The organism is Amycolatopsis sp. WAC 01375, from assembly GCF_003947325.1.
Classification (GTDB): Bacteria; Actinomycetota; Actinomycetes; order Mycobacteriales; family Pseudonocardiaceae; genus Amycolatopsis.
Genome location: NZ_QHHW01000028.1, coordinates 81,599 through 105,620, shown reverse-complemented (window position 1 = coordinate 105,620; position 24,022 = coordinate 81,599). Strand labels below are relative to the sequence as shown.

Below are 24,022 nucleotides of genomic sequence, written 5' to 3'. Positions count from 1 at the left end.
CAACCCATCCAGTCGGTGGCGTTCAGCCCGGACGGGCACACCCTGGCCACCGGAGGCCTTGATGCGTCGGTGCGGTTGTGGGATGTGTCTGACCCCGCTCGACCGGCGCCACGGGGGGAACCCCTGACCGGCCCCATCGGTGTCACCCCATCGGTGGCGTTTAGCCAGGATGGGAACACCCTGGCCATCGGCAGCAACGAGTCGGTGCGGTTGTGGGATGTGTCTGACCCAACGCGCCCCACACTTTTAACCCAGCCCGTGACCGACGCGGTCCTGTCTGTGGCGTCTAGCCCGGACGGGCGGCGACGCATCCTGGCTACCGGTGTCCTCGATGGGTCGGTGCGGTTGTGGGATGTGTCTGACCCAACGCGCCCCACACCCTTAGGCCAACCCTTGACCGGCTACATCGGCGCGATCGTGTCTGTGGCGTTTAGCCCGGACGGGCACACCCTGGCCACCGGAGGCCACGACGGATCGGTGCGGTTGTGGGATGTGTCTGACCCAACGCGCCCCACACCCTTAGGCCAACCCTTGACCGGCTACATCGGCGCGGTCATGTCTGTGGCGTTTAGCCCGGACGGGCACACCCTGGCGACCGGTAGCACCGGCCAGTCGGTGCGGTTGTGGAATGTGTCTGACCCCGCTCGCCCTGCGCCGCTGGGGAAGCCCCTGACCGGCCACACCGGGGCCGTCAGGTCGGTGGCGTTCAGTCCGGATGGACGCATCCTGGCCACTGGCAGCTACGACCAGTCGATCCGGTTGTGGATGATGAATGTGGAGCATGACATCAAGCAAATCTGTGGCGCCACCCGAAATACCCTCACTACCTCAGAATGGCGGCACTACGTCGGCAATGATGTGCCATTTAACCCCCCCTGTGGCTAGGCCGATGGCCTGCCACCGGCGCGACCTTTGGCCTTGCGGCGGGCGATCTGATCAGCGAGTTCAGGAACGGTGGCCCTTGACCCGTCGTTACCGTAACGCTGTGCGGATACCGGGGATGGGCGTGGGCGTCCCGTCTCCCCAGGCAGCAACGGCACGATCCGCATCCACGCCTTGTCCGGCAGCTCCACGACCAACCCATTGTCTGTACGTGATCATGACCAAGGTCCGCAGGGCACGCCCTAGTAACACCCCCGACAGTTGAAACACACGTGACTCACTGTCATGGCTTTTTAACTGCATCGGTGACGCGGGGATGCAAGCAATCCATTTTCCCGACGCACTTGTTAGCGTGATCAGTTGCTGGTATTCGAGGGGGGTGTCGTGGGCTTCGGGTGGAGATCCGCGACGAGCGTGCTCAGACCAGGCCTGGGTCGCCGAGCAGCGCGGCCCTTTGGGCACACTCTGGAACGGGACCTGCGGCTGCGGATCAACGCGGAGCTGGGCCTTGGCCACCACGTGCAGGTTCTGGAAGAAGTCGGCGACCGACACGGCGAAGGCCTGACTCTCGCCAGTCTGGGCGTCGTTTATAAGGAATTGAACAAGATCGAGCAGTCCAGGAAATGTTTTCGGCAGGCGCTGGTTCTGCTCCAAGCCGTCAAAGGTGACTACGCCGCAGCAGAAGCGTTGAGTGGCGTGGGCGACGTAAACGCAGCTCAGAGCAACCGGAGGCTGCGAGATAGGGGTGACGCGAGGCGTTGACCATGCTGGCCTGGTTTGCTGCTACCGATGTCTGCACAGGTTTGCAGATCGAGAGGATGTACGGGTTGCTGGCCAGTCTGGGCGATGCCTGATCGAGCATCGCTTCGGTAGTCCGCCTCGGGTGACAAGGCAGGAGCGGCTCGGTGGGAGTACTCAGACGAGATTGTAACGATGGGTGATGTGGCAGGCGTGCACAACGAGATAAGCGGCCAGATAACGGGAAATGTGGTGCAGGCGGGCACGATCCATCAGGTCGTGCTGTCCCCTCCAGCACCGACGCTGGCACGACCGGTGCCTCGCCAGTTGCCTGCGGGCACCCCGGACTTTGTCGGCCGCAACGACGAGCTGGGCGCTCTCGACGCGCGCATGGCGCAGGTCGCGGATGACACGGCCGGGAACACTGTGATCGCGGTGGTCAGCGGCACCGCCGGGGTCGGGAAGACGGCTTTGGCGCTGAAGTGGGCGCAGAGGGCAGAGCATCGGTTTCCGGACGGCACTCTCTTCTTCAACCTTCGTGGCCATGGTCCCAGCGCACCGTTGGCCCCGGCGTTGGTGCTCGCCTCGTTCTTGGACGTTCTAGGAGTCCCGGCAGAAAGAATCCCTGTGGACACCGACTCCCAGATCGGCATGTACCGATCGTTGCTCGCCAGTCGGCGAGTGTTGGTAGTCCTGGACAACGCCGTGACCGCCGATCAGGTCCGCCCGCTGGTGCCCGGTTCCTCCGGGTGCGTGGTGGTGGTCACCAGCCGATCTACGTTGACCGGGCTGACGGTCACTGATGGCGCTATCCCGGTCGTTCTCGATCTGTTCACGTCGGCCGAGGCCGAGGGTTTGGTCCGTGGCATCATCGGCGACGATCGCATCGCGGCGGAACCTGCCGCGGTGGCCGACCTGATCAAAGTGTGTGCCCGGTTGCCGCTGGCGTTGCGGGTCGCTGCCACTCGTATAGCGGCCCGGCCGCAGGTCCGTGTCGCTGACGTCGTGGACGACATCACCGCGGACCAGCACGGGCCAGGTGGGTTGGTCAGTTCCGATGACGCCGTCAGTACCGTGCAGACCGTCTTCGGCTGGTCCTATGCGCGGCTGTCGCCCGAACAGGCCGGAATGTTCTGCGGAATCGGCCTGCATCCCAGCCCCGAACTCGGCGTTCACGCGGCCGCCGCTGTGACTGGACTCGACCTGGCTGCCGCCTATAGGCATCTTGAGGTGCTCGCTGATATGCATCTGATCGAGCCTGCCGGTCACCGGCGCTACCGATGCCACGACCTGCTCCACGCCTACGCGAGGTCTAAAGCCGAATCCGACGGACACTCGCAGGCAGTGACGGCTCTGGTCATCTGGTACGCCCGGACAGCCGACGAAGCGGATCGGCTTCTCTTTCCAGGTAGCTCCAAGCTTGGGGTTGATCCTGGGTCGGTAAGTGCTCCAGTGCCAGTGGTCGATCGCGACCAAGCAGCGGCATGGCTGAACCTCGAGTACCCGACTCTGCTCGCGGCCCAGCGCGTCGCACAGCAGCACGGCCTGCACTCCGCGACGATGCTGTTGGCCGGTGCATTGCGGTTCCTGACCAATCTGCCACGAACGGTGTGGCCATCGCGGTTGGAGGCCGAAACCCACGGGCTGAACGCCGCACGTACATGCGGAGACCGTGAGTCGGAGACATTCCTGCTGATCCGGCGATCGGATACCTACCAGGAGTCGGAGCAGTGGGCAGAGGCGGCCGCGGACCTCGAGCAGGCTCTCGCCATGGCAAGTGACGTGGGTAATCCGGTTCGGCTTCGCGAAGCGTGGGGAGGGCTGGGCTACAACCACCTGGCCCAGCAACAGTACGACCAGGCGTGGGAGTGCTACCAAAACGTGCTCGGGCTGGCCCGGGTGGCCGGGAATGCCAACGCGGAGGCGATCGCGGAGCGTAATCTCGGCAAGATCTCCCTTCAGCTCGGCCGGTATCACGAGGCGCTGGACCATGCCGGCCGTGAGCTGGTGCTGCGGCGCGAAACCGGAGAGAAGACGGCAGAAGCCGCCGCGCTCCACAGCGCGGCGGTTGCCTGGCAGAAACTGGGCGAGCACACCACTGCGATCGACCTTGGACAACGCGCGGCCGACCTGTACACCGCCCGCGGGTTCTCCGAGCACTACCTCACCCGCACGCTCGAAATGATGGCCGAGTCCCTGGAACACACCGGCCAGTGGGAACGCGCGGCTCAGGCACTGAGGCACGCAATTGAGATCCTCACCGAAGCTGACGACCCCCGAGCCGAAACCTTGCTGCTGCGGCTCCGTCACATCGAAGCCGCAGCAGCCCAGAAGGTCGACTAGAAAACTGGGCATGGAAGAGGGTCCGGAGCCGGGCGGGCTCCTTGACCGGCCGCCGACGACAGCCAGTCAAGGAACGCCTACTTCTCGGTGCCGCAGGTGGGACAGTCGAGGCGCGGGGTGTCGAGGCCCACTGAGTAGTTGTCCTCTGAGGTCACCAAGTTCAGACCTGTCTCGCAGTTGGTACGCATGGCCGGGATTCCGGTGATCAGGCTGACGACGGCGAGCGCCGCATAGTTGCCCGCCATGCCGGCGGTCATGGCGTTCACCGCTTGGGGGCCCGTGTCCGCGACCTCCGGTGTCCTAATCGCCACGACCGGATGCTCGGCACGGTAGGCCAGGCGAGCAGTGCGTCCGCAGTCCCAGCACGGCCCCACACCTGGCCGGTACAGGCCGATGTTGATCTGCGGCCCATGATAGCCGCCGTGCACCCAAGCCGTTCCCGTCGCGTGGCATGCCTGGTTGGCCCACGACCGGATCGCCGCAGGCCGGTCCGCGGCGAGCACCAGCACATCGCAACACGTAGCCAGTCGGCGCAGCGGGTCAGGCCCGGTGATCAGCAGGTGCTCACCCGTGATCGTGACGTCGGAGTTGCGGGCTCTCAGCTCCCGGACCGCCGCGTCGATCTTGGGCTCGCCGACGTCCTGCTCGGTGTAGAGGATCTGGCGGTTGAGGTTGGACAGCTCGACCAGATCGGGTTCAACACAGTGCACGTGACCGACTCCGGATGCCGTCAGCGCAAGCGCGGCTGTGCCGCCGATACCGCCGACGCCGACCACGACAACCCTGGATTGGCGCAGCAGCATCTGGGCGTCCCAGCTAGGACGCCGCGGGGTGAGGTCCATCTGCCGATACAGCGCGCGGCTACGCCCATAACGCTCCCGTTCGGCGGCCGTCAGCTCAGGAGGAGGCGGATCGAAGGCGTCCTCGACATACCCCGCCTTGACGAAATCGTCGAGCGCTTCGCGTACGTCACTCTCTGGGTGTGCCGGGAATCGGCGGACCAGATCGGCGACTACCTGATCCACCATCCGCGTCCCATCGAGGGTTTCCAGCAGCGCCCACACCCACCCGTCCGGGTCCCGGACGTCTGCGGCGATACCGCGCACGATGCCACCGATTCGAATCAGGTTCTCGCCGTAGCGGAAGGGCTGGTGTCCAGATTTGATCTTAGGGCGAAGCATGGAAACCCCCACTGTCAGGAATTCTCTTTGTCGTCGGTCTTGCTGAACGTCATCTCGCGCTCCACTTTCAAGAACTCGATCATCGCGGCACACCTCCTCTCGCCAGTGCTCGGCGGAGGACCCGTGTGGCCGTGATACAGCCCGTACGCGGTCCGTCCGCCTCAGAGGGCTGTGAATGAAAGTTCAGCGGATCCATGCGGTTCCCTCCGCACTATCGGTGAGTGACAGCGCAGAGCATGACCGTTCAAACGGGGCAAAAACCGGGACAAGCGCCGGGGCAGGGAGCGGCCAGAGCGCTCCAGACGGGTGAAATGCGGCAGCGGCGCAGTTGACGGTTGATCCGTGACGCGGCGGAGCCGAACCTCCCCTTGCGTGTAGACATGTCGTCCTAGAGAGCAGAGGACCGCCGCGCTCCCGAAAGACTTGCCAAGAGCCGGCAGGGAAACCTCAAGCCCACGCTGCGGTAACGAGGCGCAACCGACCTCGACATGTCACTCACCACGTATCGAGATACACGTCAGCGAACCTGTCTACGGTCGGGGTCGCGCTCGTGCACCTTTCCTACGCGCTCGGTAGCGCGAGCGGGCACAGCCACAGCGGCAACACGGACGGTTCGGCCGCCCTCACCATCGGACCGCGCTGGCGGGCTCTGTGTCGACGACGATGCCCACCGCATGATGGTCCGGCACACCACGTTCGGATAGGCCAGCGCGATCCAGTGGCCGCAACAAAAGAACGGCTGCCGATAGGTCGCGTGATGACCTGAAAAGCAGGCAATCACCCTCCGCTCAGGATCGTGGCCGCCCATGGGTGTCCCGGGTCTGGACACCACGCTCCCGCAACCTCGTCAAGACGGTGACGTGATCGACCTTCAGGTGTTCACCAATTCGTGCCAGCGACCAGCCGAGACTGTAAAGATGGACAGCTTCATCGACCTGCGAAGGCGATAGCCCCCGTCGACGCATCTTCACACCATTGCGGCGAAGGATATTGCCAACCGTTCGCCGGTTAATGCCGAACCTGGCACCCAGCTCGTAGGTCGTGGCACCCTCCAGATAACCATCGATCAACGCTTGCATCTGGCCCGCGTCGATTTGCCGCGCCCGCCCCGGTTTCGACCGGCCGACAGACGGCGCAGCGAGGTCCGACCGGCCAGGAAGCTGCTGAAGCAACGCCTCCAGGGCTTCTACCTGGGGTTTTGTGTTGTAGTAAGCTCCCCCAAGGTCCACCGATGATTCAACTTTGTTGCTCTGACCTGCGGTTTGTTCGCAGAGTAGCCCTCTTGCTTGCAACACGAGCAAGAGGGCTTACCTGTTCAGGGCCTGTTGTTGTGTTCTAGCCCCGCACGGTGTCGACTCGGGGACCCAAGCTGCAGCTCTCTCATCGCCCACCGTGCTGGAGACCCAACCCGATGTGGGATCTCTGCAGCGCTGGGTATGCGTGCGACCTTCGTCCAATGGCGTGGCGAAAGCGCCGGACTCTGCGTGCGAAACAGATCGATGCGCGCGCTCTCCCGCCCTTCGTAGTTCGCTGACGTCAAGGTCAGCTGACGCTACTTTCAGACACGTCGGGCATCCGCAGCCCACCTGCTGTAACGCCATGGCTGCGGCGGCCGACCGTTGCAGAGGAGATCACCACACGCGCCTGCGAATGATTCTCAACCCAAGTCCGAGACGAGGCCACGATGAGCAACGAGAGTCATGAAGGAAGCAGCGGCGGGAACTACGTGCAGTTGGGGGACGCCCGCAACCCAGTCCACGTCTGGTACAACCAGAACACCGCCTCGATCCACCTGACCTGTAACGACCCACGCCTCACCGACGAACAAGGCCAGAAACCCGGATTCCGCACCGTCTTCAACGCAAATCCGAGATCGGCCGACTACAACCCCGGCAACTACAACCGGCTAGCTCGATTTCTTCGGCAGCAGGGCAAAACCGCACCCGACGAGGCTCCGCTGCACCCGCGCCACTTGGACCGTCGTGCACTGGTGATCGAGGAAGTCACCACCCGCCGCTCCGAGTAACCCCGTGCCTGCCACGCCATCGGTCCGCTGTTCGATGCCGAGTAGGGCTTCGAGGTGGTGTCGGACACCATGACCAGTCGGCGGCCAAGGTCGGGAAGCCAAAGAACGCTGTTGACGCGCTCAGCCCTCCCGCAACGTCGAGAACATCGAATCAGTCCGTTCAGGATGATCCACAAGAGCTGTAGTCAAAGTCAACTGCGCGGGCGGGACGCGTAGGGGTTCCGGGTCCTGGTCGACGTACTTCCGGGCACGGTCGTACTCCTCCACAAGACCGTGATTTTCCATCTCCAGATAGTCCAGGATCTCGTAGAGTGTCTCCTCGTCGACGTCGGCTTCGTGGTCTGGATCGGACCACTTCTCCAGTTCTTCGATAGCCAGTTCGTGCTTCCGGTCCTCGACCTCGCTCTCGGCCGTCTCCATCAGCTCAGGGCTCAATGGTAGGAGGTAGTCCAGGATCGCCAGCAGCCGCTGGAGATCCTCCCACTCGTAGATTTCGGCCATCGCCGTCGAGTAAGTTCTTTCCGCGAGCCTCCTCGCGTGGTGGCGCCATTCCGGCACGGATGACGCCGCAACATCGATCGTCAGCTGATAGAGAGTGCCGACGCTGATGTGCGAGGCGCGCCTAAGCTCCGCGAGGAACACGCCACCGAGCGACGCGAGCTCGACCGACGCACCGGCTTTACCGAGCTCGATGATGAACGCCACTTCGGCCGCCGCGTGATCGCTGCGGTACTCGCCGAGAAGTTCTCCTGGTTCAGAAATCTGGACGATCGCATCATGAAACCGACGGACCCGGTCAACGACCGCTGTGCGTAGAGCAGGCCGGTTCCCCTGAGTGGCTGCCATCCAAACGGTGAGGAGCTGGTCGAGGTACACCGCCGAATCGCACAGTGTCCCGATGAGCTCCGGGTGCCTGGCCACGTAACCGTGGAGAAAGTCGACGACCGAAGGGTTGCTGAACTCGACCCGGCCACCCTGGCCTTCGCTGAACTTCGCGATGACAGGTTCGAGACGGCGCAGTGACCGGCGGAACCGGCGGTCAGCGGCGGAAGTCACGCTCAGTCCAGCATGCGCTCGCCAGGCGTCGCGTAGTCGGTCATGATCTGCGGAGCGGTTGGCCGTGTAGAGCGTGAGCACCAGGGCCAACGCATCCGCGTCAAGTACCTCTTCGATCACCCTTTCCCACAGGTGGGCCGGGTTTTCGAAGTTCTGCAGAATGGCGGTCGCGACATTCCCCGATTCGCCTGGCGATAGCTCGACGACCTCAGCAATCGCGTGTTCCAAGAGCCGCGGGCTGTAGTTACGGTGGCGGATGATCGCCCGGTAGGTGGTCGGCTCCGCCAACTGAGCACGCTGCTTCGGTTCCAGGCCGGAGAAATAAACGTGGTTGTAGAAGATCTCCGCCCGGATGTCGGCAGTCAAGGCCGCCGCGTCGATAGTGCACTCATAGGGGTCGAGGCCGCGGGCGTCCAAGCGCTCGTGGAGTTCCCGTACTTGCTGAACGAGGTAGTTACGGCAGGTGAGGACCAGGCGCTTGGCCGCAGAGCTCTTCACCATACGCAGCAACCGCGGCAGCTCTTGATTCGCCAGCCGGGCTGCGCCTTCATCCAGCGTCGTCTGACCAACGAAGTCATCGACGAAGAAGATCTGCTTCTCCTCGTCGTCCCACATGCGGTGAACCTCGTCTAGCCGGTTCGTGGCTTCGATGATCGTAAAGCCTTCAGCTTGGTGGTCCGCGAGGAGGACGTGAGCCAACGTGGTCTTGCCGGCGCCGGGCGGGCCCACGATCAGACAGCTGTGCTGTTCATCGAGCAGCCGGCGGGCACGGTCCCGGCCAGGATGGGGAGCAAAGCGCCGCAGGCTCTCGTCGATGTCAAGCGCGAGCGCCCGGGACCGGAGCAGGATGTCCCGGTTCAGCAGCGAACCAAGAACGGCGGTGCTGGCGAGCCAGAGCCGAATGTGGCGGCGCACGATCTCCGGATGCTTCCGGAACAGGGCGACGATCTCGTGCGCACCGTAGATATCACCGGGCGATTGCACGAAACCAGAGAAGATCTCGGCGATCTCGTCCTTCGCGCCGACGGTGAGTTCCACCGTCGTGGCAACGACGTATCGACTTGGTGCGAGGCGTTCGACCTTGGGGAGCTCGACCTTTCGGAGGTGCCTGACCAGGGCGTCTCGTCCCGACTTCATCCAGTGCTTGCACTGGATGACGGTCGTGTCTCCCGAGGCCGGAGCGATGTAGCGGAGGTCGATCCCGCCATCACGACCAGGGGCGAAGACTTCGAGCGGGCGGCCAAGGACGACCTCAAAAAGATCCTTGCAGAGCTCCTCGAAGTCGAAGTCCGTCAAGCGGCCGAGGTCGTAACCATCCACCCCCGGACCTTACATGTCCACGAGCGACGGCAACCGTGCTCTTAGGTTCGCCCTCGACTTCGTTTGCGCGGATCTCGACGAAGAGCGTCTGCGCCGCACTCCAGCACTCCATCTCTGCTAGGTGTCTGGGTCTTTAAGTGTGCTGGCGACAAAACTTGGGGCAAGAATCTCGCCATCCAAGGTTGCTTGTTCGAACGAGCTTCTGTCGCAGAAGTTCGTCCCGTTGAATCTAACGGTTCCGGTGAAGGCCGCATCGTTGAAGACTGCATTGCCGGCGAATGATGCTTCGTCGAACGTGGCACCGCCAGTGAAGATCGCCTCGTTGAACATGGCACTGCGTTTGAAGACCGCTTCGTTGAACACAGCGTTTTCGGTGAAGACCGACTTGCGGAACCAGGCGTTGTCGGCGAAGGCCGTCTCGTCGAATACGGTGAAACCGCTGAAGACCGCCTCGTCGAACTGGGCACCGCCGCTGAAGATCGCCTTGTAGAATGTGGTGACGCCGCTGAAGACTGCCCCGTCGAACAGGGCGCCGCCATTGAAGATCGCCCTGTAGAACACTGCTTTGCCAGTGAAGGTGGCTTGGCGAAACGCGCCTGTTCCGATGCGGGTGTTGTTTAGGGTGAAGTCGATGAGTTGAGCGCCGGTGAGGTCAAGGTCAAGCGGCCCCCAGTAGGTAGCGCTGTGTTCGGGCTTGAGGTGGTCGCCGAGTAGGCGTTGGGCTGTGAGGCGGACTTCGCGTTCCTGGGTTCTCCCTCGGTAGATTTCGCATTGCTCCGCGCCGGCACCCTCTTCGCGATCCTGCTCGAGTGGGAGGTCGTAGGGCATGCGCAGGTAGGCGCAGAAGACGTTGACGATGGTCTGGCGTTGGGTCTCGTTGTCCTGGGCGAGGCGTTCGAGCGCATAGAGGCCACCAAGGCGGACCGGGGCCTTGTCGGAACCGAGTTGTTCGACGGCTTTGAGATACAGCTCGGTGATCCGGCGTTCGATCGCGTCGGCACGGGCATCCTCGGCGACGCGCTCTTGGTGCGCTCGGGTGGCCGCAGCATCGGACTGCTGGTGAGCGAGCGTGGCTTCGGTGGAGTATTGACGGCGCCAAGCGAGGTACAGCGCGACCACACCACCACTGCCCACACCGACACTCAGTCCGATCTTCAGCGCGTCCAGCCGAGCCTTCACCAAGTCCGCGTCATTCAGCCCTTTGGTTGCCGCCCACCACAGTGCGACCACCGCCCCCGCGGTGAGGACCGCGATCACGACGGCGGTCGTCCACATCGCGGCCAGCGTCAGCCCTCGCAGCTGTCTCCCCTGCGCGGATACTGAGGGGCTGCTGAGCGCTGGGCGCGCGTCGTCGGTCATGACTTGAACCATCGCGGAAACCGGTCAAGACGTTGCAGGCGCGACACAGTCACGTCAGTGAACCTGCCCACGGTCGTGGTCGTGGTCGCACTCGCGCGCGTTGCGGCGCGCTCGGTGGCGCGGGGTACGGATCTTGTCGTTCGGACTCGGCCGCGGCACGCCGGCTCGATGGACTGTGTGCCCGCGAACACGCGGCGAGCCGACGGAGCCGCGCGACCGAGCACAACCACTGCAGGAACACGAACGATTCGCCCACCCTCACAATCGGGCCGCGCTGGCGGCCTGTTTCGACGGTGATGCCCGCCGTATACCGGTCCGGCGCCTAAACGTTCGGATAGGCCAGCACGATCCAGTGGCCGCCAAGCAAAGACCGGGTGCCGCTAGGTCGAGTGATGACCTGAAGGCAGGCGTCCCCCTCCGCTCAGGATCTTGGCCGCCCATGGGTGTCCCGTGTCCTGACACCACGCTCCCGCAACCTGATCAAGACGGTCACGTGGTCGACGTTCAGGTGTTCACCGACTCGAGCGAGAGACCAGCCGAGCTCGTAAAGGTGGATGGCCTCATCGACCTGCTCAGGCGACAAGCCTCGTCGACGCATCTGTACGCCGTTGCGGCGGAGAATATTGCCGATCGTTCGCCGATTGACGCCGAACCGGGCACCCAGCTCGTAGGTCGTGGCCCCCTTCAGGTAGCCATCGATCAGCGCTTGGGTCTGGACGGCGTCGAGTTGCCGCGCCCGCCTCGTTTTTGGCCGGTCGACGGGCGGCGCTGCGGGCGCGGACGGGTCGGGGAGCTTCTGAAGCAGCATCTTCAGGGCTTCTACCTGGGGTTTTGTGTTGTAGTAAGCTCCCCCAAGGTCCACAGTGACGAAACACCGCCCACCTGGCAAGCTTGCCGAGGTCGGGCGGTTTTTTCGTTGGCCTCACTTTGAGAATTGACCTGGCGAACTCCAGCTACTGTTGATAGCTGGAGCACGCCGTCCCAGCCACGCCAACTGGAGTCGCATCGTCTGCTCCAGCTATGCGACCCGGCCGGGTGGTCTACCCGTGACCCCCGCAGCCGGTGTCGAACTCTGCCGATTTACGCAGGTCAGACAATGCCCGTCCAGGATCGGACGTCGCACTGCGCCAAGCCGTATCAGGCTCTGCTTCGGCAACAAAGCCCGCGAGCGGCAACCTGATTCTCGCTGATCTGTGTCAGATGACGCAGACCACCGGGGACTCGAAGCGGCACCCTGCAGAAGCCCGAAATTCCTGGGCGCAGATTTGACCACGGAGGGGATTTCCTTGTTCTCGATACTGAGTTCCACACCGCGACCCGCGCCGACGACCGCGAGCCGCACCCGACGCCGCCGCCGCCGCACGGCCGCGGCGGCCGGCGTAGCCGCTGTCGGGCTTGTTTTCGCAAGCGCCCCCGCCGCCACGGCAGCGCCGGCGTCCGTCGTCCGGGACTTCTACGTCGACTACGGGGCCAGCTACGCCTCCGGCACCGCCACCTTCACCAACCGGTCGGTGATCCTCGACGGCACCCTGCACGCGGTCGGATGTGGCCGGGTCATCTACGGCGACGCCTATGCGGGACCCAACGATTCCGACTACCTCGGCAGCGGGAGTTCGACTCCGCGCTGCGACGGAAACTGGCCGTTCCACGTCCCTGTCCCGGCGGACAAGCCGGGCGGTGCCGACCGTGTCTTGATCACACTGGCCGCCCCGGACGGCTACGACGCCGTGTGGGTTTTCCGCTGATCGGACTCAGGCGGTAGCGGGCGCGATCGCGTTGGGAGTGTCCGGCGGCGGGTGTTCCCGCGCGGTCGCGTCCGGGATCTCCGACCCGACCGTGTCGTGTCGGCGCTCGACGAACGTTCCTAGTTCGGTCCGTGCTCGGCGGCGATCCTGAGGAATCTCGCTATCGAAGATGACCGGCTCCCTGAGCGCCAGAGTGCCAGGGTCTGGTACGGCGTCGCATCACCGACCGGCAGGTAGACGACGTCCGGGCGGACGTTCACGGCGGCCAGCGAGGCGGGCACCAGTGCCACGGCTTGCCCGAGGGAGACCACCTCCAGCAGCTGGGCGGTGTCGCGCACGACCGGCCCGTCGGACCGGCGATCGGGATGGCCCAGCCAGTGGCCGCGCTCGACGATCCGCGAATCCGCCCATCGCGGAGCGGGCTCGGCGAGCAGATCGGCGACGCTGAGCACTTCGTGCCCGGCGAGCTCGTGATCGGCGGCGAGCGCGGCGACGCGCGGCTCGGTCGTCAGGAGTTCGGTTTCGAGGCCTTCGCCGTCCACACAGGCGGCGATCGCCAGATCGGCGCCTCCGTCGCGGACCAGCCCGGCCTGTTCACCGAACCCGCTCACCATTACACGGATCGCCGGCGCGGCCGGATCCTCCTGGAAGCGTTCGCGGACGCGGTGCAGCAGTCGGGTGGCCACTCCGGGTTTGGCGGTCACCACGAGCGCGTTCCCGTCCCGCCGCGTCCGGCGGACGGCTGTGTCCAGTGCGGCGAGGACCTTGGCCGACTCGGCGAACAGGGTCTCCCCGGCGGGAGTCAGCGCCAGCCGCCGCCCGGTGCGGTCGAACAGTTCCGCGCCGATCCGGCGTTCGAGCCCACGGATGGCCCGTGACAGCGGCGGTTGCGCGATGCCGAGACGACCGGCCGCGCGGGTGATGTTCAGGTCTTCGGCGACGGCGCGGAAATAGCGCAGTTCGCGGATCTCCGGATCCGGCATACCGCCAGGGTAGGGCCCGCACACCGGATCGGTGCTTCTGTTCCGGCGTGCGGTCGGCTGAGGTGGTGGCATGCACCCCCACGAAGTCGCGCTCGTCACCGGCGGCGGCAAAGGCATCGGCAAGGAGATCGTCCGGCGACTGGCCGGCCGCGGACTCACCGTCTACCTCGGCGCGCGGGATCCGGAAGGGGGCGGCGCGGCCGGACCGGGCATCCGGCCCATCCGACTCGACGTCACCGACGAAGCGTCCGTGGCAGCGGCGATCGAAGCTATCGAGGCCGAGACCGGCAGGCTGGACGTCCTGGTCAACAACGCCGGCATCACCAGCGAATGGGGCCTGCGCACCACCGACTTCACGGCCGCGCATTTGCGCGAGGTGTACGAGGTCAACGTTTTCGGTGTCGTCACGATGATCTCGGCCTGTTTGCCCCTGCTGCGCCGCTCCCCCAATCCGCGCGTGGTCAACCTGTCGAGCGGGCTCGCGTCCCTCACCCTGCTGAGCGATCCGGAGATTTCCCTGCCCACCGAAGGATTCCTCGCCTACAGCTCATCCAAGGCCGCGCTCAACGCCTTGACCCTGCTCTACGCCGAAACCCTCCGTGCCGACGGCGTCAAGGTCAACGCCGTCAGCCCCGGCATGGTGCCCACCGACCAGAACGCCGGCGCCCCTTTCCCGCGCGGGCACCGCACCGTGGCCGAGGGTGCGGCCGTTCCGGTCCAGCTTGCGACGATCCCCGCGGACGGCCCGTCCGGCGTCTTCCGCGGCCCGGATTCCCTCGAGGACGTCATCCCCTGGTGAACCGGACTCCGCCGTCAAGGACCACCCTCTCCGACGCCGCGCCGCAGGGATCGGGGTTCCAGCCGGACTTTGGGCCGGGTCGAATCTTTCGCGATGGACTCAGGGCGCGAGGTCGAGGAGGGCGCTCAGCCGCCGCAAGACGTCCAGCTGGGCCGGGTTGTAGAGCTCCACCAAACCACGAAGGACCATCGGTTCGGAAAGAGCCACCCGTGCCGTCGCTTCCGTCAAGGCCGGCTGGGTTTCGAGCTGATGGCGCGCGACCGGCGCGAGAGCCTCGGCCAGTCGCTGTCTCGTGGCCTCGTCGGCGTCGGCGTCGGCGTCGAACTCCGCTTGCGCAAGGGGACGAGGCGCCGAGTGCAACTCCCGCACCGCGTCCATCGCCTTCGTATCCAACACCCGCGAGAAGACCATCAGTATCGAACGTTCGACTTCGGACAGGTCGGCGACGTTACCGTCGAAACCCGGTGGCAGGTCGACAAGGCTGCGGCGGTCCAGGATCAACGCCAGCTCCTTCCGCATCCGCTCCTGCCGTTCGATGCTCGCCTTCAGCTCGGCGTCCAGCGCACGCAACGTCCGCTCCGCGTTCCCGTCCGACTCCTCCATCCCCTCGATGTCGGCCAGCGGCACCCCCAGATCGACGAGCCGCCGGATCCGCAGCAGCCGGATCAAGTGCGTGATGCGGTACCGCTTGTACCCGTTCGCTCCTCGTTCCGGCTCGTCGAGCAGACCGATCCGGTGGTAGTAGCGGACGGTCTTCAGGGTCGTGCCGGCCAGCTCCGCCAGCTCACGTGTACTCCAGGCCATCCCCCGCAGTGCACACCATGCCCCAGGGACACAGTCAAGGAATGTCACCGGCAGGCGGACGTCTTCGTTGACCATGCCCCGAGGACACGGTCTCTACTCGAACCGGACGACGCACGACCGACCACCCGAGGGGAAACCATGCGGAGAGCCTTGACCATCGTCATCGCGGCGGCCTTGCTGGCACCACCAGGACTCGCTCAGGCGGGTGAGCCCGCCCAGGCGTTGCGGTGGGGCGAGTGCCCGGCCGACGTCGCCGAACCCGGCCTTCAGTGCACCACCATCGACGTCGCCCTTGACCACCGGCGCCAGGACGGACAGCAGATCCAGCTCACGGTCTCCCGGCTGGCGAGCAAGAATCCCGAGAAGCGCCGGGGGGTGCTGCTGACCAACCCCGGGGGCCCCGGTGGCAGCGGCCTCGACTTCCCGGGCGGGCTCGTCGATCTCGGGCTGCCGCAAAGCATCCTGGACAGCTACGACATCATCGGCTTCGACCCGCGTGGCGTGGGCCGGAGCACCCCGGTCACCTGCGACCTGACGCCGGAACAGCAGAACAGGGGCAACATCCCGCCCTACGCACGCGACGCCGCCGACGTGCTGACGCAGGCGCAGAACGCGAAGGCCGTCGCCGAGCAGTGCGCCGAGTCCAAGACGGCGAACCTGCTCCCCTACATGTCGACCGCGGCCACCGCGCGCGACATGGACCGGATCCGCGAGGCACTGCACGAGGACAAGCTCTCCTTCCTCGGCTATTCCTACGGCACCCATCTCGGGGCGGTCTACGCCACGCTGTTCCCCGACCGGAGCGACCGGATCGTGCTCGACAGCAACCTCGTCCCGAGCGGCCTGGACCGGGTGGCCAGCCGGTTGTTCGGCCCCGGAATGGAAAAGCGGTTCCCGGACTTCGCCGAGTTCGCCGCCGCGCGTCCTGAATACGACCTCGGCACCACTCCGGAAGAGGTCACCGCGAAGTACTTCGACCTCGCCGCCCGCCTGGACAAGGCACCGGTGCAAGGTTTCGACGGCACCCTGTTCCGGCTGGCGACCTTCGCATCCCTGTACCGGGACAGCCGGATGCCCGAACTGGCCGCGATCTGGCACGCGCTCGACACGAACCAGCCGCCACCACCGGCGGCCGCGGCGAAGGCTCCGCAGAATCTGGAGAACGCGGTGGCGAGCCACCTTTACGTGCTCTGCAACGACTCCCGCTGGCCGAGGTCGGTGGGCAGCTATCTCCACGACGTCTCCGTGGACCGGAAGCGCTATCCGATGTTCGGCGCGGCCGGGGCCAACATCCGCCCTTGCGCCTTCTGGCGGTCCGAGCCCGCCGAACCACCCGTGCGGGTCGGCGACCGGGGCCCGTCGAACGTGCTGCTCGCGCAGAACACCCGCGACCCGGCGACACCACTGGCCGGCGCCGGGCACATGCGGCGCGCCTTCGGTGACCGGGCCCGGATGGTCACCGCGGACCAGGGCGGCCACGGCGTCTACCTGATCGGCGCGAACAAGTGCGCGAACGACACGGTCACCGCGTTCCTGACCACGGGCGAACGGCCGAGGGACGATCGAACCTGCGTGGCGGAACCGGCCTGACCTCCGCCGGTGCCGGGCCGGTCCGCGCCAGGACCGGTGATGATGTGGGCCACGCGACGTCGTCGATGGCGAGCCACGGCGCGGCGGCCACGACCGAGGGGGTGAGCCCCGTGAACGCCTTGACCTCGCGGTGGAGGTGGGATTGGTCGGCGTAGCCGCACTCGGCGGCGACGCCGGCGGCGGGGTGACCGGTCGCGAGGAGGTGGGCGGCGTGGTCGAACCGCACCAGTCGGATGGCGCGTTTGGGGCTGATTCCGAGCTGGGACCGGAAGCGGGACCAGAGGCGCTTGCGGTCCCAGCCGACCTCGCCTGCCAGGCTGTCGACCTGTATCCGCCCTCGGCTCGTGAGCGTCCGCCGCCACGTGTGGGCGACTCCCGGTTCGACCGGTGTGCGGGCGCGCATCCGTTGCCCCACGACCTCTGCCGCGATCCTGAACCGTTCATCCCAGGACTCGGCGGCACGCAACCGGTCTTCGATCCGTTCGGCGTCGCGGCCCCAGACGTCTGCGAGAGGTGCCATCGTCCCGCTGAGATCGGGTGCTGCGTCGAGCACCGCGGCCGCCACGTCCGGCTCGAGCCGGATCTGGAGACATTCGCCGACGCGGCCACCTGCCCGCAGATCGCCGGGCATGAGTCCGATGACGACACTGCCGCGCTCGCGCCGGCCGCGGCTGTCGCAGACGATGCCATCTCCCTCGCTCAGGTCGATGAGAAGGGTGACGGATGGGTGCGCGACCATGGCGATGTCCACGGGGGCGGGGAGACTCTGGCGGAACCCGGCCATGCTGATCCCCGGCAGCCGGTTCGACCGGCGCGGAACCGCGATGTCCACCGTTTCCCAGTCCGGTGGTCTTCCGGTCGACAGCACACGGCCAGTCTAGGGATCGAGGACCACGGGCGGGGTGTCAACGGTCCGTTCCCGCGAGGTCCAGCTCAGCACTAGTTCGCTGATCGCCTCCGGCGCCTCGAACATGGGGAGGTGCCCGACGCCGGGCAGCAGTTCGATCCGAGCGTCGGGCACCACCTCGTACTGGTGCACCGACGCCGGGTCCCAGCGAGGGTCGGCGGTACCGAAGACCGCCAGCACCGGAACGGTGAGGGCGGCGAGACGATCGGGCACGCCACGCTCGGCGATGTACTCGGTGTTGCGGCGCAATATCGTCCTGAACGTGCGGTACGAGATCTGCTTGAGATCGGCGACCGCATCGTCGGGTACGTCCACCGGGCGAGCGGCCGTTGCCCCGATCCCCTTGCGAATCATCGCGTCCGAACGCCTCGGCCAGATCAGCGGGCCGAACGGCGGGCCCAGCAGGATCCGAAGGATCAACGGCTGGGAAAGCAGCGCGCCGGGATGCGGGCCGCAGCTGATCAGCGCGACCGAGCGCACCAGATCGGGGCGCTGTTCGGCGAGGGCGGTGGCGACGTAGCCGCCGCTGGAGTGCCCGACAACGGTGACCGGACCGCGGCCGAGGTCGTCGAGCACCGCCGCCACTCCGCTCGCCTGCGCGGGCACGTCGTAAGACCGTGCCTGCGGGGACTGGCCACAGCCCGGGAGGTCGACCCGGATGACGTGGTGGTGGCAGGCAAGGGCCGGGACCACCGGGCTCCACGAGGCACCCGAAGCCCCCGATCCGTGGACGAGCAACAGCGGCGGCGCCTGCCGCGGACCGTCGTGCCTCACGTGTATCCCCTGCGAATGCTCAACACCGTTCTCGCTCATGCGTGGATGGTGCACGGTCGCCGGCCACCGGTCTTGGACGAATGTCGTCGCGCGATCGACGCCGTGGGAACGGTGCTTAATACCGCTGCGCGTACCACGTCGGTGGCTCACCGAACATGCTCTCGAAGTCACGGATGAAGTGGCCCTGGTCTGCGTAGCCGAGGTCCGCCGCCAGCGCTGCCCAGTCGATCACCCCGCCGGCGGCCATCCGTGCGGTCACCTCGTGCAGGCTCCTCTTCGCTGTGGCACACCCCGCCATGCTTCGCCGCCCGTGGTCCGGCGTCTGGGACAGCGCCGGACCACAGGCGGCACTGTCCTGGTGTACGAGGACTTTCGCCGAACTCGAACTGATCACCGAGCCGGCATCGAAGCCGGTACCGTACCGGTGACAACGATGGCCCACGATCAAGGCGTTGCGAGGTGCGGGATGTCCGTGTCGGACGAACGGGTTCCAGAGGGTGTCGACGTCCAAGTGCCCAGTGCGGCACGGGTCTACGACTGGCTGCTCGGCGGCAACCACAACTTCGACGCCGACCGCGCCGTCGGGGAAAAGGTCATGGCGGTCCTCCCCTCCGGCCGTCAGGTCGCCGCGTCCAACCGTGCGTTCCTTCGCCGCGCCGTTCGGTACATGGTCGGGCAGGGCATCACCCAGTTCCTCGATCTGGGCTCGGGAATACCGACCGTCGGCAATGTGCACGAAATCGCGCAAGACGCGGACCCCGACTGCCAGGTGGTCTACGTCGACTACGACAAGGTCGCCGTCGCGCACAGCCGCCTCATCCTCGACGGCAACCCGAACGCCACCGTCGTCGACGCAGACCTCTGCCGCCCCCAGACGGTCCTGGACTCCGCGGCGGTACGGGCTTCGCTGGACTTCGACCGGCCGATCGGGCTGCTCATGGTGGCCGTGTTCCACTTCATCCCGGACAGCCTGCATCCCGCCGAGATCGTCACCCACTACCGCGACGCCCTGCCGGACGGCAGCCTGGTCGCGCTGTCGCATCTGACCGCCGACCACGCGCCCCGCGAAATGGCAGCGGTCACCGACGCGATGAAGAACAGCCGGGACCCCATGTACTTCCGCCCCTACGACGAAGTCGTCGCCCTCTTCGACGGACTGGACCTGATCGATCCCGGTGTGGTGAGCGCACCACTGTGGCGACCAGAACCGGGCCTTCGCGACATCGAGCCGGACGACGTCTACGCCGGCGTGGGACGCAAAATCTGACGCCACGAAGACCTCGGTCTCCGGCTTCGAGGTTCACGTCCGGGAACGAACCCGATCTGGTCAAGCCGCGCGACCGTGCCGCTCGCGGTCGCGTTGCAGACCGGTCGGCGCCCTTACAGTTCCGAGCGAGCGCGGGCGCTGCGTGTGCTGGCGTTCGCTCTCGACGTGGCGATGCAGACGTTCCGTCAAGGCGCTCGCGGTCCGTGCCGGTATCGGCGCGATCTCCCCTGACGAAGCCGAACGCGCGATCGGCAAACTCGCCACGGCGGGCCCGGGCGCGGCCGCGTTGCTCGTTCTCGCCGACCGCGTCGGCTGGGCGCTCGGCGCGATCGTCACCGGGGTCATGGTCGTGGTGTCGGTGGCCAACGACCTCGACGTCCTCGGTGAGGCGGGCCGGGTCCAGCTCGCGGCGTTACCTCTCGCCTTGGTGCCGTTGACGGCGCTGGTCGGTTCGCTGGGCAACGCGATCCTGATGGGGACGCCCGTCCGGTGGTGGCCGCTCGCCTGCGACGACGGTGCTCGGTGCCCTGGCAGGCTGGGCCGCGCGGAGGGTGAAGTACCGACCGCCGTCGTCACCATCCCCGGGCCGACCGGCGCCGTACTACCCGGACCCGCGATGTACCTGAGCCTGTCACAGATATTCGCGCTACACCGCACCGCGAGCCGTACTCCCGAGCTGAACTGAACGAAGCCGCTTCTCGGTGGCGCCTCACGCGGCAAGACAGCGTCAACCCGTCGCCATCACCCGCCGCGACACGCTGTCCGCGTGCACCGGGGCGACGAACACGCTGCGAGGCGGCGCCGGTCTCTCGTCGTCCGGCAGGTCAAGGGTGGCCAAGCCGTCCTGCCACCGCACCCAGTCCTGGACACACAAACCCAGCCAGAACTCGACATCGTCGCAGTTCCGGCGGCGACAAAGGTTTCTGCTGCTGTCGATCGTCATAGACCCATGGAACCCTCCTCCCCCCATTCACCTCCACACTACTGCGACGCGCCGGCGACACGCTCGCGACATACCCTGGGACGTCGGGAGGCCCTGCCAGATCAGCTCACGGACCGTGACCGCCCAGCCGACGGCGGGAACGCCACCCGCCTCACCCGTTCCGGATTCCAGCACCGAAATCGGCGTACAGTGGGCCCTGTCCCCGCCGGCTGCACGACAATGAACGAGACATCGTCCATTCCGGACAGTCGATCTGGGGCCGACGGGAAGAAGGCGCCATGACCGCCGATCGGAAAGACCTCAGCCTGATCGCCGAACGACTCCGTCTCGGCGCCGGTTTCTCCGCCTCCGAACGCGATTGGGTCGCCGAACGACTGGCCGCGCTCGGTTCCAGGCTGCGTTCCTTCGACGAAGGCCAGGTCGATCTCGAAATCAGTGTCAAGGACCGGCACGGCGCGGGGCAGCAGCTCACTCTCGAATGCCGGCTCCATCGCTTTCCCGGCCTGCACCTGGTGGCCGGTTCTTCGGCGCCGGATCTGCCGGTCGCGCTCAACGAGGTCCGCGGCGACATGATCCGCCAGGTGGACCACGCGAAGACCCGCACCGAACCGCGGCACAACCGCGCGCTGCGACACACTCCGACCACCGCGTCAGGAGCGTGACCGCGAGGCGTGGGCGAGGATCGCGTCGATGTCGGCAGCGCCGTCGGCGACCTCACGGGACAGGTCCGCCAAGCGCAGGTTGTGGCTGCGGGCGTAGCCGCGCAGGGCGGTGAAGGCGTGTTCCATATCCGGATCATGGCTGCGTGCGGACAAGACGCCCTTCGCCTGTTCGATGATCACCCGGCTGTTCAGCGCGGACTGAAGTTGCTCGGTGAGGACCCCACCACGGACGATGGCGCGTTGTTGGAGTAGTCCGATCGTGGCGACGTCGGCGAGCGCCTGGCTGAGCGCGGTGCGATCCGCGTCTTCCCGCACGGGTTCGGTGTGGAGCAGGGTGAGGCTGCCGACGACCATCCCGCGCAGCCGCATCGGGACTGCTTCCGCGGCGCGGAATCCGGCCGCGGCCGCCGCAGTCGCGAACTGGGGCCACCGGGCGGCGTCCTCCCGGAGATCGGTGCTGCGCATCGGGCGGCCGTCGCGGAGGCAGTCGATACACGGCCCGTCTTCGGTCTGTACCGCCAAGGTTTCCAGCAGTCCGGCCCGTTCGGAGGAGGCGGCGGCCATCCGGAGCCTGCCCTGGGCATCGGCCAGTACGACACCGGCGGCGGAGACCTCCATCAGCCGCACGCACTGTTCGACGAGCGTGCGCAAGAAGTCCGCGACGTCGAAGTCGTCCACGAGGGTGTCCGCCAGCTCGACGAAAGTGCGCGCGAGCAGACGTTCCCGTCGCATGGCAGCCGAGGTTTCGCCGACCGCGATTTCTTGCGGTTTTTCTGTCATGTTTTCATTCTCCCGTCTCGAGGACCAGTTCGCGCCGCACGATCCGCCTGCCCACCTCGTCCAGCGACAGGTGATGGACATAGGCGTAGGCGCGAATCCGGATGAGGGCTTCTTGGAGACTCACGTCGAGTTGAACGGCTACGACGCCGGTGGCCTGATGTACCGCGCTGTGCAAGTCGCCTTGTCCCAGCAGTATCGCGCCCCGCGCCGTCTCGGCGTCGTCCAGCAGGGCCACTGTGCCCGCCTCTGCCAGGGCCAGGGCGCCGGAGAGGTGTGGCGCGCTGAGCGGTCCCGGTGTGGTGCGGTACAGGTCCAGCACGCCCATGCGCGCGGCGCCGACTTGGAGCGGGAACGAGAACACCGCCGCCACACCGAGATCCACCGCTCCGGGCGCGTAAGCGGGCCATCGGTCGTGCTCGGCGCCGAGATCCGGTACCAGTACGGCCCCGCCCGAAACGAACGCGTCCACGCTCGGCCCCTCACCCACCGTCAGCTGCAGGTCTTCCAGTCGCTTCCCCGCCTCGCCGGTGGAGTGCGCCAGGATCTGGGTGCCGTCGGCCAAGGAGCTGGCCATCACGCTCATCCCGGCCCCGGAGACGGCCAGTTCGGTGACGCACAGTTCGCAAATGCGCCGGACCACGTCGAGGTCACCGTCGGCGTCACCGAGAAGTGCGAGAAGCCGTTCGGTCATGGCAGAGCGAGACGGAGGATCTTGCGGACGACCGAGCCGAGTTGTTTCGACAGGGAACCGGTGTTGTAGGGCAGGCCGTGCTTCTCGCAGATCTCCCGCACTTCGGCCGCGATCCGCGGATAGCGGCGGGACGGGATGTCCGGGAACAGGTGGTGCTCGATCTGGTGGCTGAGGTTCCCGGACAGCAGGTGGAACAGCGGGCTTCCGGTGATGTTCGCGGACCCGAGCATCTGGCGCAGGTACCACTGTCCCTTGCTCTCGTTCTCGCTCTCCTCTTCGGTGAACACCTCGGCGCCGTCGGGGAAGTGGCCGCAGAAGATGATCGAGAAGGCCCAAAGGTTGCGGACCAGGTTCGCGCTGAGGTTCGCCGCCAGCGTCACGGGGAACAGCGGGCCGGTCAGCGCGGGGAACACCAGGTAGTCCTTGCCCGCTTGCCTGCCCACCTTGCGCAGCATCGGGCCGAGCAACGGGCGGACGTCCGCCCACGAACGGCGGCCTTGCACGATCCGGTCCGCTTCGAGGTCGTGCAGCATGATCCCGTACTCGAAGAACACCGCCTGCGCCGCCGCGTAGAGCGGATTGCCGAGGTAGTACGGATTCCATTTCTGATCTTCGGTGATCCGGATGATGCCGTAGCCGACGTCGCGATCCTTGTCGACGATGTTGGTATAGGTGTGGTGCATGAAATTGTGCGAGCGGCGCCACTGGTCACTCGGGCAGACCATGTCCCATTCGAAGGTCCGCGAATTCAGCGTCGGGTCCTTCATCCAGTCGTACTGACCGTGCAGGACGTTATGCCCGATCTCCATGTTGTCCAAGATCTTCGACAACGACAGCGCGCCGACCCCGGCGATCCACGCCGGCGGGAACCAGCCCGCGAACAGGAGCAGACGGCCCGACAGCTCACTGAGCCGTTGCACCGCGACGACCCGGCGGATGTAGTCGGCGTCGTCCGCGCCGAGATCCGCCACCACCCGCTGCCGCAGCGCATCCAGCTCCTTGCCGATGAGCTCCACCTGGGCCTGGTCGAGTTTTCGGGTGGTCGTGGCCATGGAGCGTCTCCTTGCCGTAGTCGGGTATTCGGTCGAGGCCGGGTGTCGATCAGCACGCCGTTCGCGGGATCGCCGACGGCACCGTCGCAACAGTCCACAAGGACTCCCAGCACGGCGCAG

23 protein-coding genes and 1 pseudogene are annotated in these 24,022 nt (G+C 66.3%); 9 read left to right on the top strand and 15 right to left on the bottom strand.

Going from position 1 to position 24,022, the window contains the following annotated elements:
• Positions 1–885, top strand: a pseudogene (locus DL991_RS18670) (hypothetical protein); the annotation flags it as partial.
• Positions 886–972: 87 nt separating this feature from the next.
• On the opposite strand, the gene DL991_RS18665 reads toward DL991_RS18670, so the two are convergent.
• Positions 973–1,536 carry a hypothetical protein gene (locus tag DL991_RS18665; protein ID WP_125785610.1) on the bottom strand — a complete coding sequence of 188 codons (564 nt, stop codon included), beginning with the start codon at positions 1,534–1,536 and terminating at the stop codon, positions 973–975.
• A gap of 279 nt (positions 1,537–1,815) precedes the next feature.
• Between DL991_RS18665 and DL991_RS18660 the strand changes: the two genes are divergently transcribed.
• Entirely contained in the window at positions 1,816–3,963 is a 2,148-nt protein-coding gene (locus DL991_RS18660) for a tetratricopeptide repeat protein (RefSeq protein WP_125785609.1), read from the top strand.
• A gap of 77 nt (positions 3,964–4,040) precedes the next feature.
• On the opposite strand, the gene DL991_RS18655 is transcribed toward DL991_RS18660, so the two are convergent.
• The gene (locus tag DL991_RS18655) at positions 4,041–5,156 is read right to left on the bottom strand and encodes a ThiF family adenylyltransferase (RefSeq protein WP_233598894.1); all 1,116 of its coding nucleotides are present in this window, start codon (positions 5,154–5,156) and stop codon (positions 4,041–4,043) included.
• Positions 5,157–5,932: 776 nt separating this feature from the next.
• Complete coding sequence (locus DL991_RS18650; protein WP_233598897.1) at positions 5,933–6,439, bottom strand: hypothetical protein; 507 nt, start codon at positions 6,437–6,439, stop codon at positions 5,933–5,935.
• Positions 6,440–6,828: 389 nt separating this feature from the next.
• Between DL991_RS18650 and DL991_RS18645 the strand changes: the two genes are divergently transcribed.
• On the top strand, positions 6,829–7,170 hold the full coding sequence (locus tag DL991_RS18645) for a hypothetical protein (protein WP_125785607.1): 342 nt from the start codon (positions 6,829–6,831) through the stop codon (positions 7,168–7,170).
• A 120-nt stretch (positions 7,171–7,290) separates the two neighbouring features.
• Here DL991_RS18645 and DL991_RS18640 read toward each other — a convergent pair whose 3' ends face one another.
• From DL991_RS18640 to DL991_RS18630, 3 genes are all read right to left on the bottom strand, one after another.
• Entirely contained in the window at positions 7,291–9,546 is a 2,256-nt protein-coding gene (locus tag DL991_RS18640; protein ID WP_125785606.1) for a restriction endonuclease, read from the bottom strand.
• A gap of 117 nt (positions 9,547–9,663) precedes the next feature.
• Positions 9,664–10,905 (bottom strand): pentapeptide repeat-containing protein, encoded by a 1,242-nt coding sequence (locus tag DL991_RS18635; protein ID WP_158634432.1) that lies wholly within the window; start codon positions 10,903–10,905, stop codon positions 9,664–9,666.
• 421 nt (positions 10,906–11,326) lie between these two features.
• A complete protein-coding gene (locus DL991_RS18630; RefSeq protein WP_233598893.1) occupies positions 11,327–11,713 on the bottom strand; it encodes a hypothetical protein in 387 nt (128 codons plus the stop codon).
• Between the two features lie 478 nt (positions 11,714–12,191).
• On the opposite strand from DL991_RS18630, the gene DL991_RS18625 reads away from it, so the two are divergent.
• The gene (locus tag DL991_RS18625) at positions 12,192–12,650 is read left to right on the top strand and encodes a hypothetical protein (RefSeq protein ID WP_125785603.1); all 459 of its coding nucleotides are present in this window, start codon (positions 12,192–12,194) and stop codon (positions 12,648–12,650) included.
• Positions 12,651–12,769: 119 nt separating this feature from the next.
• Here the strand turns inward: DL991_RS18625 and DL991_RS18620 are convergent, their stop codons facing one another.
• On the bottom strand, positions 12,770–13,633 hold the full coding sequence (locus DL991_RS18620; protein WP_125785602.1) for a LysR family transcriptional regulator: 864 nt from the start codon (positions 13,631–13,633) through the stop codon (positions 12,770–12,772).
• 70 nt (positions 13,634–13,703) lie between these two features.
• On the opposite strand from DL991_RS18620, the gene DL991_RS18615 reads away from it, so the two are divergent.
• Positions 13,704–14,432 carry an SDR family NAD(P)-dependent oxidoreductase gene (locus tag DL991_RS18615; protein ID WP_125785601.1) on the top strand — a complete coding sequence of 243 codons (729 nt, stop codon included), beginning with the start codon at positions 13,704–13,706 and terminating at the stop codon, positions 14,430–14,432.
• A 99-nt stretch (positions 14,433–14,531) separates the two neighbouring features.
• Here the strand turns inward: DL991_RS18615 and DL991_RS18610 are convergent, their stop codons facing one another.
• Positions 14,532–15,236 (bottom strand): MerR family transcriptional regulator, encoded by a 705-nt coding sequence (locus DL991_RS18610; protein ID WP_125785600.1) that lies wholly within the window; start codon positions 15,234–15,236, stop codon positions 14,532–14,534.
• A 138-nt stretch (positions 15,237–15,374) separates the two neighbouring features.
• Between DL991_RS18610 and DL991_RS18605 the strand changes: the two genes are divergently transcribed.
• Positions 15,375–16,826: an alpha/beta hydrolase gene (locus tag DL991_RS18605; RefSeq protein WP_125785599.1), complete on the top strand. Its 1,452-nt coding sequence runs from the start codon at positions 15,375–15,377 to the stop codon at positions 16,824–16,826.
• On the opposite strand, the gene DL991_RS18600 is transcribed toward DL991_RS18605, so the two are convergent.
• The 3 genes from DL991_RS18600 to DL991_RS18590 all read right to left on the bottom strand — a co-directional run bounded on the left by DL991_RS18600 (position 16,759) and on the right by DL991_RS18590 (position 18,766).
• The gene (locus DL991_RS18600; RefSeq protein ID WP_233598892.1) at positions 16,759–17,694 is read right to left on the bottom strand and encodes an AraC family transcriptional regulator; all 936 of its coding nucleotides are present in this window, start codon (positions 17,692–17,694) and stop codon (positions 16,759–16,761) included. The genes DL991_RS18605 and DL991_RS18600 overlap by 68 nt on opposite strands.
• Before the next feature lie 9 nt (positions 17,695–17,703).
• On the bottom strand, positions 17,704–18,507 hold the full coding sequence (locus DL991_RS18595) for an alpha/beta fold hydrolase (RefSeq protein WP_233598891.1): 804 nt from the start codon (positions 18,505–18,507) through the stop codon (positions 17,704–17,706).
• Between the two features lie 115 nt (positions 18,508–18,622).
• Positions 18,623–18,766 (bottom strand): helix-turn-helix domain-containing protein, encoded by a 144-nt coding sequence (locus DL991_RS18590; RefSeq protein ID WP_233598890.1) that lies wholly within the window; start codon positions 18,764–18,766, stop codon positions 18,623–18,625.
• Between the two features lie 207 nt (positions 18,767–18,973).
• On the opposite strand from DL991_RS18590, the gene DL991_RS18585 reads away from it, so the two are divergent.
• Entirely contained in the window at positions 18,974–19,774 is an 801-nt protein-coding gene (locus DL991_RS18585; protein WP_125785597.1) for an SAM-dependent methyltransferase, read from the top strand.
• Positions 19,775–19,916: 142 nt separating this feature from the next.
• Complete coding sequence (locus DL991_RS18580) at positions 19,917–20,459, top strand: hypothetical protein (protein WP_125785596.1); 543 nt, start codon at positions 19,917–19,919, stop codon at positions 20,457–20,459.
• A gap of 42 nt (positions 20,460–20,501) precedes the next feature.
• On the opposite strand, the gene DL991_RS18575 is transcribed toward DL991_RS18580, so the two are convergent.
• Positions 20,502–20,717 carry a hypothetical protein gene (locus DL991_RS18575; protein ID WP_125785595.1) on the bottom strand — a complete coding sequence of 72 codons (216 nt, stop codon included), beginning with the start codon at positions 20,715–20,717 and terminating at the stop codon, positions 20,502–20,504.
• Positions 20,718–20,995: 278 nt separating this feature from the next.
• Between DL991_RS18575 and DL991_RS18570 the strand changes: the two genes are divergently transcribed.
• A complete protein-coding gene (locus DL991_RS18570) occupies positions 20,996–21,379 on the top strand; it encodes an HPF/RaiA family ribosome-associated protein (protein WP_125785594.1) in 384 nt (127 codons plus the stop codon).
• Here the strand turns inward: DL991_RS18570 and DL991_RS18565 are convergent.
• The 3 genes from DL991_RS18565 to DL991_RS18555 are packed head-to-tail and all read right to left on the bottom strand — an operon-like array spanning position 21,368 to position 23,902.
• Entirely contained in the window at positions 21,368–22,159 is a 792-nt protein-coding gene (locus DL991_RS18565; protein WP_125785593.1) for a GAF and ANTAR domain-containing protein, read from the bottom strand. The genes DL991_RS18570 and DL991_RS18565 overlap by 12 nt on opposite strands.
• Positions 22,160–22,163: 4 nt before the next feature.
• On the bottom strand, positions 22,164–22,850 hold the full coding sequence (locus DL991_RS18560) for a GAF and ANTAR domain-containing protein (RefSeq protein ID WP_125785592.1): 687 nt from the start codon (positions 22,848–22,850) through the stop codon (positions 22,164–22,166).
• On the bottom strand, positions 22,847–23,902 hold the full coding sequence (locus tag DL991_RS18555) for an acyl-CoA desaturase (protein WP_125785591.1): 1,056 nt from the start codon (positions 23,900–23,902) through the stop codon (positions 22,847–22,849). Before DL991_RS18555 ends, DL991_RS18560 begins: the two co-directional genes overlap by 4 nt.
• Positions 23,903–24,022: the final 120 nt, after the last annotated feature.

Bases quoted from the DNA above. Each gene is read 5' to 3' on its own strand.
- DL991_RS18660 (WP_125785609.1), top strand. From the start codon at position 1,816: ATGGGTGATGTGGCAGGCGTGCACAACGAGATAAGCGGCCAGATAACG.
- DL991_RS18645 (WP_125785607.1), top strand. From the start codon at position 6,829: ATGAGCAACGAGAGTCATGAAGGAAGCAGCGGCGGGAACTACGTGCAG.
- DL991_RS18635 (WP_158634432.1), bottom strand. From the start codon at position 10,905: ATGACCGACGACGCGCGCCCAGCGCTCAGCAGCCCCTCAGTATCCGCG.
- DL991_RS18630 (WP_233598893.1), bottom strand. From the start codon at position 11,713: ATGCTGCTTCAGAAGCTCCCCGACCCGTCCGCGCCCGCAGCGCCGCCC.
- DL991_RS18620 (WP_125785602.1), bottom strand. From the start codon at position 13,633: ATGCCGGATCCGGAGATCCGCGAACTGCGCTATTTCCGCGCCGTCGCC.
- DL991_RS18615 (WP_125785601.1), top strand. From the start codon at position 13,704: ATGCACCCCCACGAAGTCGCGCTCGTCACCGGCGGCGGCAAAGGCATC.
- DL991_RS18610 (WP_125785600.1), bottom strand. From the start codon at position 15,236: ATGGCCTGGAGTACACGTGAGCTGGCGGAGCTGGCCGGCACGACCCTG.
- DL991_RS18605 (WP_125785599.1), top strand. From the start codon at position 15,375: ATGCGGAGAGCCTTGACCATCGTCATCGCGGCGGCCTTGCTGGCACCA.
- DL991_RS18585 (WP_125785597.1), top strand. From the start codon at position 18,974: ATGTCCGTGTCGGACGAACGGGTTCCAGAGGGTGTCGACGTCCAAGTG.
- DL991_RS18575 (WP_125785595.1), bottom strand. From the start codon at position 20,717: ATGACGATCGACAGCAGCAGAAACCTTTGTCGCCGCCGGAACTGCGAC.
- DL991_RS18570 (WP_125785594.1), top strand. From the start codon at position 20,996: ATGACCGCCGATCGGAAAGACCTCAGCCTGATCGCCGAACGACTCCGT.
- DL991_RS18565 (WP_125785593.1), bottom strand. From the start codon at position 22,159: ATGACAGAAAAACCGCAAGAAATCGCGGTCGGCGAAACCTCGGCTGCC.
- DL991_RS18560 (WP_125785592.1), bottom strand. From the start codon at position 22,850: ATGACCGAACGGCTTCTCGCACTTCTCGGTGACGCCGACGGTGACCTC.
- DL991_RS18555 (WP_125785591.1), bottom strand. From the start codon at position 23,902: ATGGCCACGACCACCCGAAAACTCGACCAGGCCCAGGTGGAGCTCATC.